General features: G+C 69.9%; 17 protein-coding genes. 9 read left to right on the top strand and 8 right to left on the bottom strand.

Annotated features, from left to right (window positions below):
- Positions 1 to 26: 26 nt before the first annotated feature.
- On the bottom strand, positions 27 to 806 hold the full coding sequence (locus tag HAV39_RS13110; RefSeq protein WP_191839471.1) for an SDR family oxidoreductase: 780 nt from the start codon (positions 804 to 806) through the stop codon (positions 27 to 29).
- A 69-nt stretch (positions 807 to 875) separates the two neighbouring features.
- On the bottom strand, positions 876 to 1,079 hold the full coding sequence (locus tag HAV39_RS13105; RefSeq protein WP_191839470.1) for a hypothetical protein: 204 nt from the start codon (positions 1,077 to 1,079) through the stop codon (positions 876 to 878).
- A 117-nt stretch (positions 1,080 to 1,196) separates the two neighbouring features.
- On the opposite strand from HAV39_RS13105, the gene HAV39_RS13100 reads away from it, so the two are divergent.
- From HAV39_RS13100 to HAV39_RS13065, 8 genes are all read left to right on the top strand, one after another.
- Positions 1,197 to 1,964, top strand: a complete 768-nt coding sequence (locus tag HAV39_RS13100; RefSeq protein WP_191839469.1) for a hypothetical protein — start codon at positions 1,197 to 1,199, stop codon at positions 1,962 to 1,964.
- A gap of 10 nt (positions 1,965 to 1,974) precedes the next feature.
- Positions 1,975 to 2,511: a hypothetical protein gene (locus tag HAV39_RS13095; protein ID WP_191839468.1), complete on the top strand. Its 537-nt coding sequence runs from the start codon at positions 1,975 to 1,977 to the stop codon at positions 2,509 to 2,511.
- A 331-nt stretch (positions 2,512 to 2,842) separates the two neighbouring features.
- Positions 2,843 to 3,301 carry an organic hydroperoxide resistance protein gene (locus tag HAV39_RS13090; protein ID WP_191839467.1) on the top strand — a complete coding sequence of 153 codons (459 nt, stop codon included), beginning with the start codon at positions 2,843 to 2,845 and terminating at the stop codon, positions 3,299 to 3,301.
- Between the two features lie 17 nt (positions 3,302 to 3,318).
- Positions 3,319 to 5,058: an MFS transporter gene (locus HAV39_RS13085; RefSeq protein WP_191839466.1), complete on the top strand. Its 1,740-nt coding sequence runs from the start codon at positions 3,319 to 3,321 to the stop codon at positions 5,056 to 5,058.
- Positions 5,059 to 5,158: 100 nt separating this feature from the next.
- Complete coding sequence (locus tag HAV39_RS13080; RefSeq protein ID WP_191839465.1) at positions 5,159 to 5,698, top strand: HutD/Ves family protein; 540 nt, start codon at positions 5,159 to 5,161, stop codon at positions 5,696 to 5,698.
- A gap of 172 nt (positions 5,699 to 5,870) precedes the next feature.
- Positions 5,871 to 6,809, top strand: coding sequence for a helix-turn-helix domain-containing protein (locus HAV39_RS13075; protein WP_239120324.1), 939 nt, complete (start codon positions 5,871 to 5,873; stop codon positions 6,807 to 6,809).
- A 138-nt stretch (positions 6,810 to 6,947) separates the two neighbouring features.
- Positions 6,948 to 9,530, top strand: a complete 2,583-nt coding sequence (locus HAV39_RS43255; RefSeq protein WP_191839463.1) for a rhamnogalacturonan lyase — start codon at positions 6,948 to 6,950, stop codon at positions 9,528 to 9,530.
- 110 nt (positions 9,531 to 9,640) lie between these two features.
- Positions 9,641 to 9,973 carry an L-rhamnose mutarotase gene (locus HAV39_RS13065; RefSeq protein ID WP_191839462.1) on the top strand — a complete coding sequence of 111 codons (333 nt, stop codon included), beginning with the start codon at positions 9,641 to 9,643 and terminating at the stop codon, positions 9,971 to 9,973.
- A gap of 17 nt (positions 9,974 to 9,990) precedes the next feature.
- Here HAV39_RS13065 and HAV39_RS13060 read toward each other — a convergent pair whose 3' ends face one another.
- The 6 genes from HAV39_RS13060 to HAV39_RS13035 form a co-directional block, all read right to left on the bottom strand.
- Positions 9,991 to 10,569, bottom strand: coding sequence for a hypothetical protein (locus tag HAV39_RS13060; RefSeq protein WP_191839461.1), 579 nt, complete (start codon positions 10,567 to 10,569; stop codon positions 9,991 to 9,993).
- Complete coding sequence (locus HAV39_RS13055; protein ID WP_239120326.1) at positions 10,566 to 11,489, bottom strand: carbohydrate ABC transporter permease; 924 nt, start codon at positions 11,487 to 11,489, stop codon at positions 10,566 to 10,568. Before HAV39_RS13055 ends, HAV39_RS13060 begins: the two co-directional genes overlap by 4 nt.
- Positions 11,486 to 12,508: a carbohydrate ABC transporter permease gene (locus HAV39_RS13050; protein WP_191839460.1), complete on the bottom strand. Its 1,023-nt coding sequence runs from the start codon at positions 12,506 to 12,508 to the stop codon at positions 11,486 to 11,488. The genes HAV39_RS13055 and HAV39_RS13050 overlap by 4 nt, the downstream gene beginning before the upstream one ends.
- A gap of 51 nt (positions 12,509 to 12,559) precedes the next feature.
- A complete protein-coding gene (locus HAV39_RS13045; protein WP_191839459.1) occupies positions 12,560 to 13,849 on the bottom strand; it encodes an ABC transporter substrate-binding protein in 1,290 nt (429 codons plus the stop codon).
- A 240-nt stretch (positions 13,850 to 14,089) separates the two neighbouring features.
- Positions 14,090 to 14,596, bottom strand: coding sequence for a DUF1990 domain-containing protein (locus HAV39_RS13040; protein ID WP_191839458.1), 507 nt, complete (start codon positions 14,594 to 14,596; stop codon positions 14,090 to 14,092).
- A complete protein-coding gene (locus HAV39_RS13035) occupies positions 14,593 to 15,411 on the bottom strand; it encodes a YndJ family protein (protein ID WP_191839457.1) in 819 nt (272 codons plus the stop codon). Before HAV39_RS13035 ends, HAV39_RS13040 begins: the two co-directional genes overlap by 4 nt.
- Before the next feature lie 317 nt (positions 15,412 to 15,728).
- On the opposite strand from HAV39_RS13035, the gene HAV39_RS13030 reads away from it, so the two are divergent.
- Positions 15,729 to 16,199, top strand: coding sequence for a VOC family protein (locus HAV39_RS13030; protein ID WP_191839456.1), 471 nt, complete (start codon positions 15,729 to 15,731; stop codon positions 16,197 to 16,199).
- Positions 16,200 to 16,240: the final 41 nt, after the last annotated feature.

Genomic DNA, 16,240 nt, shown 5'->3' with positions numbered 1-16,240 from the left:
GCACCAGGGGCTGGCCGAAGCAGGCGCTAGACGAGGGGGAGTTCACCGCCGTCGACTGTCAGGCTTACTCCGGTGACCCACTGAGCCCGGTCCGATACGAGGAAGGCGACGGCCTCGGCGATGTCGCGCGGGTCTCCGGGACGACCCAGCGGGATGCCCGCTGTGGTGGCGGCAAGCGGGACGTTCATCGCGTCGGCGAAGTTCTGGCGGATCGCGTCGGCGCCCGGGGTGAGCACGTTGCCGGGGATGATCGTGGTGACGCGGATTCCGGCAGGCGCGAGCTCTGAAGCGAGCGCTTTGCTATAGGTGTTGAGGGCGGCCTTGGCGGCGCCGTAGTGAGCCAACGGCGGCGCCGGCGTGAGGGCCGCTCCCGATGAGATGTTGACGATCACGCCGCCTGGCCCTGCCTCGCGCAGCGCCGGCAGCAGCGCGTTGTTGACCCGCACGGCGGACAGGTAGTTGAGGTCGAGTGCGTCGATCCATTCCTCATCGGGGATGGATGAGATGCCCCCGATGTGGGCGCGTGCCGCCGCCGCGTTGTTGACCACGATGTCGACGCCGCCGAGTTCGTCGAGCGCTGCGGCGGTGAATGCCTGCACGCCCGCGAGCGTGCCGATGTCGCCTCGAATGAACGTGGCGGCCTTCGGCGTCTCGTCGGTGGCGTTGCGCGCCGTGGTGACGACGGTCGCGCCGCCGTCCAGCAGCCGCTGCACGATGGCCGCGCCGATCCCGCGGCTGCCTCCCGTGACGATCGCGCGCTTTCCTGCGAACTCGGTGGGGTCGGGTGAAGTGCTGGTTCTGAACATGCGACCAACCATAACAGGTTATGGACCGAACGTCCCAGAACTGTGAGCCATGGGGCAACCAGGGAATATTCAGCGAGCAAGGCGTCCTGGCCAGTGCGCGCCGGCAGGTCGATGAAACCGGCCACCAAGGACCGCGGACAGACCCCGGTCGCCGAAGCGCTGCGGCAGCCATGCCGCGCCGAAACCCGCCTCGTGAGACTCGCGCAGGTTCTCCCACGGCAGCTGCGCCGTCTCGCCGAGCTCGGCCGCCCGCTGCGCGAAGACTTCGGCCATGTCAGCGGCTTACTCACCCCAGGACACCTCATGGCGAAGCCCGGCACTACAGACCTACGGCCGATCTGCCGTGGACCGTAAGCATCGTTGTCAATTTGTTTGCTTGATATGTCAAATTTGAGGTACTTACCTGGGCCGCTGGGGCTCTATAGGCTGGCCACTCAGACGAGGACGGTCGATGCTCGGTTCGATCCGTCGGCCAAGAAGGCAACCAAGGCCGTCAAGGCAGATCTCGCGCTTCGTACCGGCTTCGCCAAGACCGCCAAGACGGGTGCCGCGACCAGGGATATCGGGACACTGTCCACGGCACTCATCTACAGCGACGGAGCAAAGTGGGTCGACGTCGGCAGGACCGCCGTCTTCAACGGCGCCTCTTCCGCAGCATTTACGTACATCAACGGCTCATCCAGCGAACTCGGGGCGGGGATCTCCGCCACCGGGGGTTCGGGGACCTGGAGCGTCGCGGGCACGACGGCCAAGTCGTCCACTTCCACCCAGTCGTACTCACCCATGACCTCCGGGCAGACGATCTTCCAGACACAGTTCGAGTACGGCGTCTACCTCACGGTCGGACCTGGCTACTCGTACTATGAGTACCGTCCGGTGAGCTACTGGGGCGGCTCTCGCAAGTTCGCGACGGTCCTCAGCGTGGGCAGCTACTGCGCCTTCATGGAGAACGGGGACTCCCTCGAGAAGGACTCCACTTCGGCAAGCACGTTCACGGCTGGCGTGGCCGTCTCCGGGACGCTCGGCTTCAACCTGTCGGCCAAGACCGGATACACCAACTCGACCAAGCTCAAGTTCACGATGCTCAAGAACGGGTACGTCTGCGGCAATGCGGGCGCGCCCGGCGGCACGCCAGGTCTGCTGACCTCAAGGACGTAAGGAGACACAGGTGCGGCGGCCGATTCTCATGCAGATCCTTGTTCTGCTCGCATTGACCGCCTGCGACAGCGAGGGGCCGGCCAGCAATGGTGGGCCCCTCGTCCTTGGCGAAGGCGCAGGCACGCTATGCCTCTCCGCGCAGCCCGGCACTCGCGTCACCATTGGGCTGGACATCGCGAAGAACCAGGGGGACAAGCTGGTGACGATCTCCGATGTCTCGCTGATAAACACTCAAGGGCTGAGTCTTATTGAAGCTGTCCTGGTCCCCGTTCCGACAACACCGGACGAGCAAGGCAACATCATGCTCACCGGAAACTGGAAGTCTTATCCGCCTCCGGCCGACAGAGTTCCAGCCGAGTGGAACAGTCGCAAAGCGGCGAAAAACGCGTCCATTGACCCGAGTGCGTCATGGGGATTCGCGTTCGGCTTGGAGGTCCCAGCCGAGGGGTCCATCGACGGAGTGCTGGTCGATTACGCCGACTCGTCCGGAGATCATTTCCAAGCAAGAACGACAACTCGCGTTCTCGTCAAGCAGAAATGTTCCTGACCCCCTGACCCCTGACCCCCTGAGCGACTGAGGACACGGCCGACCTGCAGCAACGCGGTTGGCCGTGCTCCACCAACCCGATGAACATGTGCGGTAACAGCTCTGTCGGAAGCCCGGCCGTCGACGAATCCACGTACCGGGCTAGGATCGGCACCAGCCTCGCCAACCGACATCAGGTGACGGAGCGTCCGCGGCGCGCACCGTCGCGGTCGACAGCTCCGCGGGCAGCCCGCACACGCAGGCGTGGCGATGGTGACGATGCGGGCCCGTGGCCTCGCACAGCCGCCTAAGCTGCTCTGAGACGGCTACCACTCGCGGGAAGGCCACGACGATGAGCACTCCAGGCCATGCCGGTGGTATCACCAAGGCCCTCTACACCGCGGAGGCCATCGTGCAGGGCGGCCGCAACGGGCACGGCGGCAGCTCCGACGGCCGGCTGGAGGTCGACCTGGCCGTCCCGGAGTCGATGGGCGGGGCGGGCGGCGACGGCACCAATCCCGAACAGCTGTTCGCCGTCGGCTACGCCGCCTGCTTCCAGTCCGCGATGCTCAACGTGGCCCACGGTCGCGGCCTCGATCTCGACCGGTCCCGCATCCATTCGACGGTCGCCATCGGCCCGACCGGCCACGGCGGAATGGGCCTGGCCGTCACTTTGGACCTGCAGGCGGACAACCTGAGCCGGGAGGACGCCGCCAGCCTGCTCGCCCGGGCGGACCAGCTCTGCCCGTATTCGAACGCCACCCGAGGCAACATCGACGTCACGCTGAAATTCGCGGGCGAACCGATCTGAGCAGAGCGGGGAGGGTCATGTCCGCGGCCTTCCCGCCTCCCGGCAGGCGGAGCGAGCGTATCCCGTACAAGTGGTCGGTCCTGTCCAACACCACGCTCGGCATGCTCCTGGCCACCGTGAACGCGTCCATTCTGATCATCTCGCTGCCTGCCGTCTTCAACGGCATCCACCTCGACCCGCTCGCCCCGGGCAACGTGAGCTACCTGCTCTGGCTGCTGATGGGATACCTGCTGGTCACGGCCGTGCTGGTGGTCAGCCTCGGGAGGCTGGGCGACATCTACGGGCGGGTGCGCATCTACCGCGCCGGCTTCGTCGTGTTCGCCGCCGCCTCGGTCGCACTCGCGCTGACCCCGGCGGGCGGCACCGCCGGGGCGCTCTGGCTGATCGGCTGGCGCCTGGTGCAGGGCGTGGGCGGCGCGATGCTGATGGCTAACTCGACCGCGATCATCACCGACGCGTTCCCCGCCCGGCAGCGCGGCACCGCCCTGGGCGTCAACCAGGTCGCCGGACTGGCCGGCGGCTTCATCGGCCTGGTCCTGGGCGGGGTGCTCTCCGCGTGGAACTGGCGGGCGATCTTCTGGGTCAGTGTGGTGGTCGGCCTGGTGGGCGCCTGGTGGGCCTACCGCAACCTGCGCGAGACGGCGCAGCCCCGGCCCGGCGTGCGCATCGACTGGTGGGGCAACCTGACGTTCGCCGCGGGCCTGACCGTCCTGCTCGCGGCGATCACATACGGCATCCAGCCGTACGGCGGGCACACCGAGGGCTGGACCAACCCGTGGGTCCTCGGCGGCATCCTCGGCGGCCTGGCCCTGCTGGTCGTCTTCTGCGTCGTCGAGACCCGGGTGCCCCAGCCGATGTTCGACCTCGGGCTGTTCCGGATCCAGGCGTTCTGGGCGGGCAACGCGGCCGCCCTGCTCAACGCCATCGGCCGTGGCGGGCTGCAGTTCATGCTGATCATCTGGCTGCAGGGCATCTGGCTGCCCCTGCACGGCTACGACTTCGCGCAGACCCCGCTCTGGGCGGGCATCTACCTGCTGCCGCTCACCGTGGGATTCATCGCCGCCGGCCCGGTCTCGGGCTACCTGTCCGACCGGTACGGCGCGAAGCTGTTCGCCACCGGCGGGCTGCTCCTCACCGCGCTGAGCTTCCTCGGCCTGCTGGTGATCGCGGTCGATTTCAGCTACCCGGCGTTCGCCGTGCTGCTGCTGCTCAACGGGATCGGCTCGGGCCTGTTCTCCGCGCCCAACACGACGGCGGTGATGAACGCCGTGCCGGCCGCCGAGCGGGGCGTCGCGTCCGGTATCCGGGCGACCTTCCAGAACACCGGCATGGTGTTGTCCATCGGCGTGTTCTTCTCGCTGCTCGTCGCCGGGCTGTCCCGGTCGCTGCCAGGCACGCTGCACAGCGGGCTGGCCGCCGACGGCGTGCCCGGACCCGCGATCGCCGCGATCACCGCGGTGCCGCCGGTCGGGCTCATGTTCGCCGCGTTCCTCGGCGCCAACCCGATCGCCTCGCTGCTGAGTGCCGCCGGTGTCCTGCACGAGTTGCCCGCGTCGACGGTGTCGACGCTGACCACCCGGACCTACCTGCCCCAGCTGCTGTCCGGCCCGTTCCACAGCGGCCTGGTCGTGGTGTTCGTCCTGGCCGCCGCGCTGAACGTGGTCGCGGCGGTGGTGTCGCTGTTCCGCGGCGGTGTCTACATCTACGACGAGCACGTCCACGACGAGGACCTTCGGGTGGAGTCCGACTGCGGGTAGCCGCACCGTGCTCCCGGCTGCGTCCCGCAGGGCCGGCGGACGCCGGCATGATGGCGTCTTCGGCCCGCCCGGTCGCCCGGGCCGGCGTAGCCTGTCCGGCATGGGTGTCACGGTGCTGCCGGCAGCTGACCGCGTCGCCGTCGCTTGGCGCAACGGCGGCGGGATCACCCGTGAGATCGCCGCCTTCCCCGCGGGTGCCGATGACTTCCAGTGGCGGCTGAGCATCGCCGACGTCGCCGCGGACGGCCCGTTCTCGGCCTTCGCCGGCTACCGGCGTGTGATCACCGTGCTCACCGGTGCGGGCATGCGGCTGACCGTCGGCGACGCCGTACACGACATCCGGCCGCTGCAGCCGTTCGAGTTCGACGGCGGGGCGCTGACGACATGCACCCTGCCGGGCGGGCCGATCACCGATCTCAACCTCATCGTGCGGGCAGGCGCCCGCGGTGCGGTGCGCGTCATCGAGACCAGCGGCCCCCTGGCCGTGACCGGTCCGGCCGCGATCGTCATGGTGCGCGGGGCCGCGACCCTGGCGGGCCGCGAGGTGGGCGTGCCGGACGCGGCTCTGGTGGACCGCGCCACGGTCACCACGCTGCGGCCCGTGGGCACGGCGACCGCAGCGCTGATCGACCTGCCTTGACCTGTCCACCAGAGGCGCCAACGCGGCGATGACCCCGGCCCTCGTACGGGTCCGAGGGCGTAGCAGGTTCAGCTGTCTTTCCGGTCGTTATACGGCAATCGTGCGGCGTCGGGCCGATGAGGACGGCCGGCACGGTTGCCACCGATCGCAAGGAACGTGCCATCATCACGGCGTGGCATTCCGATCCGTGACGGCATACGCCCCGGAAGGTGTGGCGACCTTCGGCCTGGGGCTGATCGGTGAGATCTTCAGCGGCCGCTTCGCCTTCGACGTCTGCGCCGAGCGGCCCGGTCCGGTGCGCACCGACCTGGGGCTCACGGTGCAGGTGGACGCCGGGCTCGACCGGCTCGCCGCGGCCGACCTGGTCATCGCGCTGCCGGGCAGCCGTTTCCGGGAGCCGCCCCCGGCTGTCGCGGACGCCTTCCGCGCGGCCGCGGCCCGCGGCGCCACCGTCGCCAGCCACTGCGTCGGCGCGTACGTGCTGGCCGAGGCGGGCCTGCTGGACGGGCGCCGGGCGACCACACACTGGCGCTTCGCGGCCGAGTTCGCCGAGCACTACCCGACGGTGCGGCTGGCCACCGACGTGCTCTACGTCGACGAGGGCCCGGTCGTGACCGGCGCGGGGGCCGCGGCCGGCGTGGACATGTGCCTGCACCTGATCCGCCGCGAGTTCGGTTCCGCGGCGGCCAACGACGTCGCCCGCGAGCTGGTCGTCCCGCCGCACCGCGACGGCGGTCAGGCGCAGTTCGTGACTGCGCCGGTGCCCGACGGCTTCGAGGATCAGCGGCTGGGCGCCGTGCTGGCGTGGGCTCGGGCCAACACGCACCGGCGGCTGACCGTCGACGAGCTGGCGGCTCGCGCGCTCACCAGCCGCCGCACGTTCCTGCGCCGGTTCGCCGACGCGACCGGCACCACCCCGCACGCCTGGTTGCTGGCTCAGCGGCTCAACCGCGCCGAGGAGCTGCTGGAGGCCAGCGACCTGCCGGTCGAGGAGGTCGCCCGGCAGGTGGGGTTCGGATCCGCCGCGGCGCTGCGTGAGCAGTTCGTGCGCCGGCGGGGTGTGCCGCCGCGGACCTACCGCAACACCTTCGGCAGGCGATCCACCGCCTGAGGGCCGGATTCGGCACTTGACAGCGCACTCAAGGTGATCGATAGTTGTAACGTTTCAGGCCCTGAAAGCGCTTTCCATGGCCCTCGCGTCCCCGATCACGCGAGCACCGGAGCGCCACCCCGACGAGGAGATCAACGCATGAGTCCTCGGCTCCGAACCCGCACCACCCCGTCCGCGGTCATCGCCGCCGCCTGCGCGGCGACACTGATCCTCACCGGGCCGGCGGCCGCGTCGGCCGACGATCGGGAACCGCACCACGGCATCCCCGCCGTCCAACTCGAACGCCTCGACCGCGGCCTGGTCGCCGCGGCCACCACCGACGGGACGTTCCTGAGCTGGCGGCTGCGCGGACACGAGGTCACCGGCCACACGGCCGGCAGCCTGTCCGGCCCGGCCTTCCACGTGTACCGGGACGGGCAGCGCATCGCGACGGTCGCCGACAGCACCAACTACCTCGACCGCGACGGCACCGCCGCATCGACCTACCGGGTCGCCGCCGTCGTCGGCGACGCCGAAGTCGATCTCAGCGCCGCGGTCTCGCCCTGGTCGGGCGGCTACTACGACCTGCCGCTGCGCAAGCCTCCCGACGGCGTCACCCCCCGGGGCGAGTCCTACACCTACACGGCCAACGACGTGAGCGTCGGTGATGTCGACGGCGACGGGCAGTACGAGTACATCGTCAAGTGGGACCCGTCGAACTCCAAGGACGTCTCACAGGTGGGCTACACCGGCCCCGTCTACGTCGACACCTACGAACTCGACGGCACCCTGCTCCACCGGATCGACCTCGGCGTCAACGTCCGCGCCGGAGCCCACTACGCGCAGGTCCTGGTCTACGACTTCGACGGCGACGGCCGGGCGGAGATGATGCTCAAGACCGCGCCCGGCACGAAGATCATCAGATACCGGCCGGACGGCAGCGTCGCCTCCGAGCGGTACATCACGATGCCACGGCAGGACCGGAAGGCCGGCTACGCGCACGGCGACGACTACCGCCTCAGCGCCGCCGACTACTACGACCACGTGGTCGAGATGTTCCTCGGCTGGCACCGGCACCCCGAGGTGCTGGCGGGCCGGTGGCCGGCGACGCTGGAGGATGCCTTCGGCATCCCGCGGGCCTACTCCTATCCGCTGTCCGCGGCCGATGCGCGGGCGCTGGCCGACTACTTCGTCGACGTGTACGCCCCCGCCCGGAGCACGCGCAACAACCTGCGCGCGTTCGAGGGTTTCATCGTGGACGGGCCGGAGTACCTGACCGTCTTCGAGGGCGCCACCGGCCGCGAGCTGGAGACGATCCGGTACAAGCCCGGCCGGGAGGACGACGGCCTGCGCTGGGGCGACTACGCCATGGCACGCATCGAGCCCGCCAACCGCGTCGACCGCTTCCTCGCCACGGTGGCGTATCTGGACGGCAGGCGGCCGTCCGCCGTGTTCGCCCGCGGCTACTACACCCGCACCACGTTGGTCGCCTACCGCTGGAACGGCGAGCACCTGACCGAGGACTGGTATGTCGACAGCGGCTGGGTGCCGATGAGCAACCCGTTCAACGACTCCCCGCACGGCCGGGACGGCACCGACCCCGAGTTCGCCACACTGACCACGCAGGGCGCGCATTCGCTCAGCGTCGCCGACGTGGACGCCGACGGCCGGCAGGAGATCGTCTACGGTGGGGCGACCATCGACGACGACGGCAGCCTGCTCTACAGCTCGTTCGCCCCGCTCCCGCCTGGCAGCGCCGACCCGGGCGCGGTGGTCCGCCTCGGCCACGGCGACGCGCTGCACGTGACCGACATCGACCCGGACCGGCCGGGACTCGAGATCTACATGGTGCACGAGGGCGGAACCTTCGCCCCGTACGGGCACACGCTGCGCGACGCCCGCACCGGCGAGGTGATCTTCGGGGACTACACCGGCCGCGACACGGGACGGGGCATGGTCGGCGACGTCGACCCCGCGGTGCCCGGCCTGGAGGTGTGGCCGGCGATGCCGCCCAACGCCGCCGAGCTGGGCATCGGCCTGTTCTCGGCGCACGGCGACCTGCTCGGCCCCACCACGCCGGGCACGAACATGAGCATCCGCTGGGCGGCCGACATGACCACTCAGCTCGTGAACGGCACGGCCACCACGGTGCTACAGACGCCGACGGTCGACGACCGGCGACGCGGTCGGCTGCTCAGCGCCGAGGGCACCCTGGCCAACAACGGGACGAAAGGCAACCCCTCGCTGGTCGCGGACGTCTTCGGCGACTGGCGGGAGGAGCTGCTGCTGCGTACGGCGGACAGCACCGCGCTGCGCTTCCACCTGAGCACCGAGGTCACGGACCGCAAGCTGTTCACCCTGATGCACGACCCGCAGTACCGGGCCGACGTGGCTCGGCAGCAGACGTCCTACAACCAGCCCGCGTACCCGAGCTTCTACCTGGGCTCGGACGTCGACTGGGCGCGCGTGCCGGCGCCCGACCTCTGGGCGCCGGGCAGCGTGGATGCCCTGCGTGACGCGCTGGACGGATACGTGGCGAGCGGGGACGTGGCCGCGCGCGAGGCCAACGGGCTGCGCGCGTTGCTGGCCCAGGCGGATCACCATGCGGCGGGCGGTCGCGCCGATGCGGCAGCCGGCGCACTACGGCGCTTCGTGCAGCACCTCGACGGGCGAGGAGTCTCGGCGGCGGCCCGAACGGCGCTGGCGTACCAGGCCGGTGCCGTCCTTCGCATGCTGTCCTGACCAGGGTGACGTCGTGCGGGCCGGCCTCGGGAACCGGGGCCGGCCCGCACGGCGCGGTGAACGTTCCATGTCGTCACGTCGGCCCCAAGGCCCCGACCACGAGGTAAACCATGCACCGGATCTGCTTCACGCTCCAGGTCAAGCCCGATCGCCTTGAGGAGTACCGGCGCCGCCACGCCCCGGTGTGGCGCGAGATGCTCGACGCGCTGCGGGACGCGGGCTGGCACGACTACTCGCTCTTCCTCCGCGACGACGGCCTGCTCGTGGGCATGCTCCTGACCGACGACTTCGCCGCGGCACAGGCCGCGATGGAGGCGACCGAGGTGAATACCCGCTGGCAGGCCGAGATGGCGGAGTTCTTCGAGTCCGGCCGCCCCGACCATGCCATGCAGGTCCTCACCGAGGTGTTCAACCTGGACCGGCAACTGAGCGAGACTCCGTGACGGGGTCGATGCCGCGGTCAGGGCAGCCGTCGGCGTGCGCGGTGCTGCACGGCGACGACCGCGAACGCGACCACGCCGAGCGACGGGACGAGCAGCAGTGGGAACTGCCACGTCAGCACCGCGGTGAGCGCCACCGCGACGAACACGTGCAGGGCCGCCGCCGGGTCGGCGTCCAGTTGGCCGCGCAGCCCCCGGACCGCGGACCGCCACCCGCCGTCCCTGGTCCACGCCCCGGCCGCCATCACGACGCCGGTCGCGACGATGCCGATGGCGAGCCGGCCGACGAGCCCCATCACGGCGCCCGCCGGTGTCGGGTCGGCATCCGCGAGTCCGATCGCGAGGGTCGCCGCGGTGGACCCGACCAGCGCGAGCAGCGCGACCATCACCCCGCCGGCGGCGGCCGCCCTGGCGTCGCGCCAGGTTGCGGCGTGGGGCGATCCCTCATCGGCGACGTACCGCCGCAGGTGGCCGATGCCGGCGGCGAGCGCGGCAGGCAGCGTCAGCACGGGCAGGGCCAGCAGCGCGACGACGACGCCGGTCAGCAGCACCTCGCCGAGGAGTGCGAAGCCCCCGCCGGCGGTGAGCCTGGCCCTCATCCCTTCAGGCCCTGGGTGGCGACGCCCCGGATCAGCATCCGCTGGAAGATCAGGAAGAACAGCAGGACCGGGATCAGCGACAGCAGCGAGGCGGCGACGGTGGCGCCGTAGTCGGAGGTGCTGGTCGTGTCGTTGTAGAGGCGCAGCGCGATCGGCAGGGTGTAGTTCTCCGGTGAGGTGAGGTAGATCAGCGGCCCGAGGAAGTCGTTCCAGGTCCAGATGAAGCTGAAGATCCCGCCGGTGACCAGCGCCGGTCGCAGCAGCGGCACGACGATCGACCAGAAGATGCGCGGGTGTCCGGCGCCGTCGATGCGGGCCGCCTCGTCCAGCTCCCGCGGGATGTTGCGGATGAACTGCACCATGAGGAAGACGAAGAACGCCTCCGTGCCGAGGAACTTGCCGATGAGCAGCGGGACGTAGGTGTCCAGCAGGTCCAGCTTGTTGAAGATGATGTACTGCGGAATGATGATCACGTGGAACGGCAGGAGCAGCGTTCCGATCATCGCGGCGAACAGGACCTGCGAGCCCTTGAACGCGACACGGGCGAACGCGTACCCGGCCAGGGCGCTGGAGCCCAGCGTGCCGACCACGGCCAGGGACGCCACGATCAGTGAGTTGAGACCGTAGCGCCACAGCGGGATGCCCGCGATGCCGTCCCACACCCGGGCGTAGTTGTCCAGTGTCGGTTCCCACGGCAGCAGACCGCTGTTGCGGCCGAACTCGCTCGACGGCTTGAGCGTGGCGAAGAACAGCCAGACAATCGGGTAGAGCACGACCGCCGCCAGCGCCAGCAGCATCAGATACCACACGATCGTGGTCACCAGGCCACGGCGACGCCGGCGCGGTCGGGCCGGACGGCCTTCACCGGCCGTGATCTCGGCGGTCTCGTGTCCGGGCTGGACGTGCTCGACGGTGGTCACCGATTGTCTCCCGCGTAGTAGACCCACGACCGGGCGGTCCGGAACATGATCGCTGCGATGATCGCGACGACGACCAGGACGACCCAGGCGATCGCCGCCGCGTAGCCCATCTGCATGTCGGCGAAGCCGCGCTTGTACATGTAGAGCGTGATGAAGTTGAGCCGGCCGCCCGGGGCGCCCGAGCCGTTGGAGATGATGAACGCGGACCCGAACACCTGGAAGGCGTGGATTGTCTCCAGCAGCAGGTTGAAGAAGATGACCGGCGACAGCATCGGCACGGTGACCTTCCAGAACCGGTGGACCGGGCCGGCGCCGTCCACCTGCGCCGCCTCGTACAGCTCGGCGGGGACCTGCTTGAGCCCGGCCAGGAAGATGACCATCGGGGCGCCGAACTGCCACACCACCAGGATGATCATCATTGGTATGGCCAGGTCGACGTCACCGACCCAGCCACCCAGCTCGACTCCCAGCACCTGCAGCGAACTGTCCACCGGGCCGTCGCCGGCGAACATCGCCCGCCACACGATCGCCACCGAGACGCTGGCCCCGATGAGGCTCGGCGTGTAGAACGCCGACCGGAAGAACCCCGAGCCGTGGGTGATCGAGTTGAGCAGCAACGCAACCGCCAGCGCCGCGGCGAGCTTGACCGGCGTACCGATGATCACGTACTCGAGGGTCACCCGCGCCGAACGCAGGAAGACCGGGTCGTCGGTGAACATCCGCACGAAGTTGCCGAACCCGACCCATTCCGGCGGGTTGAAGATGTCGTACCGGGTGAACGCCAGGTACAGCGAGACGGCCATCGGCCCGACGGTGAGGCCGAAGAACCCGACGAGCCACGGCGCCAGGAACCCGTACCCGGCGATCGTCTCTCGCCGTGCCGCCGCCGCGGCGCCCCCGGACGCGCGCCCCGGCCTGCCCGGCTCCCCCGCCGGGGACGCTGCGGCCGCACGACGCTGCGCCGTGCGGCCGGAGTCGCGTGCCGTCGGCGTCCCCGCAGGCGTAGGGACTGTCACCATGATTCTCCGCTCGTTCAGGTCCGACGGGTGTGCGCGATCAGCGCCACGTGCCTACTTCTTGAGGATCGTGTCCATCTCGCTGAAGAACTGGTCCACCGCCTGCTCGACGGTGACCGTCCCCAGCCCGAGCTCCTCGCCCAGCTGCCGGAACTTCTCCTCGATGGAGCCGTAGCCGACCACCGGAACCGGCGGCGCCGCACCGAGACGGTCCTTGATCGAGGTCTCGTAGTCGAGGATCTTCTGCGACAGCGGGTCGAGCTTCACCCCGGCCAGGTGCGTCGACGACGCCGGCAGCCCCCGGTTCGTGCCGAACACCGCGCCCGCCTCCTGGCTGTTGAGCAGGAAGTCGACCAGCAGCGCCGACGCCTCCGGGTGCGCGCTGTTGGCCGCGATGGCGTGCAGCATCGACGGCTTGAGGTACAGGTCCTTCGCGCCCGCCTTGGTCACGGGCGGGGCGGTCAGCGCCAGACCGCTCGCGTCGGCGCCGAGATCACCGGCGTAGCCTGCGCCGAAGTTGTCCCAGGTCAGTTCGCTGGTCGTCAGACCGGCGCCGAAACCGGACTTGGGCGCGACCTCGAGCAGGCGCTTGGTCGGGATCGTCGCGCCGGTGCCCCGCACCTGCGCGCCCCTGCCCCAGAACTCGGCCAGCTCCGCCTTGGTGAACTGCGGCGCGCCGGCGTCGTCGAACAGGTTCTTGCCGTTGGCCCGCAGGGAGATCTCGAAGTTCTGGATGCGTCCGGTCGGATCGGTGCCGCCCCACACCGAACCGCCGCCGGCCTTGACCACCGAGCCCATCCACGTCGCGTACTCGTCCCACGACGTGCCGCCCGCGTACGCACCGGCACCGGTCTTGGTGACCAGAGCGGTGTTGGTGAACATCGCCCACGCGTTGGTGCCGATCGGCAGCGCGGTCGTCACGCCGTTCACGACGCCGATGCCCAGGGTCGACTCGGCGAACCCGTCGGTCTTGATGTACTTGCCCAGGTAGGGCTTCAGGTCGAGCAGGAGCCGGTTCTGCGAGTACTGGCGCAGGTAGGCGTAGTCGAACTGCATCACGTCGGGCAGGTCATGGCCTGCCGCCTCGATCTGGCGCTTCTCCCAGAACTCCGGGAAGGGCAGGAAGGTGGAGTTGACGGTGATCTTCGGGTACTTCTCGTTGAACTTCGCGATCGCGTCCTGGTAGAAGCCGGCCCGGGTGTCGTTGCCCCAGAACGCCAGGTCCAGAGTGACCGGTGCGTTCGGATCGAAGTCGGCGCTCGGCCCCGCGGGCTCGCCGCCGCAGCCGGCGAGCAGCAGAGCCGCGCTCGCCACCGCCGCCATGGTGATCTTGAATCGTTTCATAAAAAGTGTCCCTTCTGGACGTGCGGTCACCGGAGGACAGCCCCCCGAGCCGAACCCCTGCCACGCCGCCCGGAAAGCGCTTGCTGGCCCACACTAATGAAGGCCTATGTGTTACACAAGAGCGTCCCGTAAGGACATAAACGCGCTGACTAGCGTCAAGAGGTGATGTATCCCGAACTTTTCGACGACGGCAGAGCGCCGCGCCCGGGGCCGAGCCGGGCGGGGCGCGGTCCTCATCGGTCAGCCGACTCGGCTGACAAGGCGGCGCAGCGCACGTCCCAGCATCCGGGCGTACGCCTGCTGGAAGGCGACCACCAGCGGCCCGGCGGCCTTGGTGTACCAGCGGGCGGGGCGACTGAACGCGGTCATCGTGAACCAGACCTCCCCGTCGAGCAGCTCGACCACGAACGACTCCTCACCCCGCGCGGGGTGTCCGGCCAGCGTTCCGTACCCGAAACCGGCCCGCCGCGGCTCGTGCTCCACCCACACCACCCGGCACGGCGCGGCGATGCGCAGCGGCCCGAAGCCGAGCCGCGACGTCACGGCGAGCCCCTCGACCGCACGCGGGCCGGCGGCGTCGACGAGCACCCCGGCGGCACGCTGCGGAGCGAAGGTCAGCACCGCGTCCGCCGCGGCGGCCATCGCCGAGGCGTTCCCGACACGGGTGCGGTAGTGCAGGTGGTGGTAGCCGCGCGGCAGCACGTCGTCGCGGGTGGCGCCGACCTCTGCGTAGCTGAACCCGGTCATGCCCGCACCCCCGTCCGCCGCCACGCCACCAGCGCGCACAGCACGAAGGCGAGCGCATTGGCCAGCCCGTGCGTGGCCGCCATCCAGGCCAACGACGGGTGTGGCAGCCCGGTGGCCTCGCCCAGCGCCCAGCTCAGCGCCAGCAGCATGGTGACCGCGAGGGTCGCGGCCGCGACGGCCAGCAGCGTCCGGGTCGCCCGGTCGGCGCTGCGGGCCCGAACGTCGCGCCAGGTGAGCCAGGCGATGAGCCACATGCCGGTGGTGAGCACGACGGCACCGGCGAGCTCGGCGGTGTCGTCGACGAAGTAGCCGGCGAGCACCAGCAGCGTTCCGACGGGCACGCACCAGGCGGCGGCTCGGGCGGCGCCGCTGTCCACGCTCCGGCAGACCAGGCCCGCGATGAGCGCGGCTCCGAAGCCGGCGAAATGAAGGTGCGGCACGGTCAACGCGAGGATGCCGAGGCCGAAGCCGAACAGCTCGTGCCCGGCGCGCTCGGCGACCAGCGCGCTCGCGGCCGCGGTCGGCGCGGCCAGTGCGGTCAGCACCGCCACCTCTGCGGAAGCCAGGCTGCGCCGCTGCGCCAGGCGGGTGACCGCCAGACCCGCGAGCAGCAGCAGGGTCATCAGGGCGTACGGCACGCACAGGCCGGCGGCGAGCGCTCCCCGCGGCAGCCACAGCGCGACCGCCGACGGCACGGCGACGACCGGCCACCACCTGGCCAGCCGGGCGATGCCGGGGCCGTCGACGAGCCGTAGTCCGAGCGGCATCAACACGAGCATGCCGAGCATGATGATCGAATTTACCAGCAGGGCCATGCGGCCGCTCCTCCCCGAAGACGGTACTTGAACACGTTCAAGTACCGCTCTCGGAGGCTAGCGCATGGACTTGAACACGTTCAAGTCCGCAGCAATGTGCATTGGTGACTCCCTGCGTGAACCGGGTCACCTGTCTTGCCCCTGACGCCGACGTCAGGTTCTAGCGTGGCTTCCGAACAGCGCGTCACCCCTTCGGCGGTGCCGCTGTCCGCCCAAGCAGCCCAGGGCAACGAGATGCCCCGGCTGACGGCCGCCACCTGTTGAGCCGGTGACGCATGGGGCGCAATCTCACCCACGTCAAGAAGCAAGGACATCCCATGGATCTGAAACTCGAAGTGATCGTGCTGCCCGTCTCCGACATCGACCGGGCCAAGGCCTTCTACGAGAAGGTCGGCTTCCGCCTGGACGTCGACTACGCGGCGAGCGAGCACGTCCGGGTCGTGCACTTCACGCCGCCCGGCTCCGCGTGCTCGATCATGTTCGGCGAGGGGGTGACCCCCATCGCTCCCGGCTCGTTCCAGGGCCTGTACCTCATCGTGTCCGACATCGAGGCGGCCCGCGCGGAGCTCGCCGGCCGCGGCATCGACGTCAGCGAGATCTTCCACGACGCCGACGGCCTGTTCCACGGCCACGAGGGCGGCGACGTCACCCACCGCGCCCCCGGCCAGCAGCGGCGGGCCGGGCTGCATCCCGAGCGCGCCTCCTACGGCTCCTATCTCACCTTCCACGACCCGGACGGCAACGGCTGGGTGCTCCAGGAGGTCTCGCAGCGCCTGCCCGGCCGCTGACGACCCGACAAGCCAGGTCCGAGCAAGCGATGAGGAACGAA

This window comes from Catellatospora chokoriensis (genome assembly GCF_011297315.1).
Taxonomy (GTDB): Bacteria; Actinomycetota; Actinomycetes; order Mycobacteriales; family Micromonosporaceae; genus Catellatospora; species Catellatospora citrea.
Note: the sequence above shows the minus strand (reverse complement) of the source record. Positions and strands in the feature narration are given on the sequence as shown.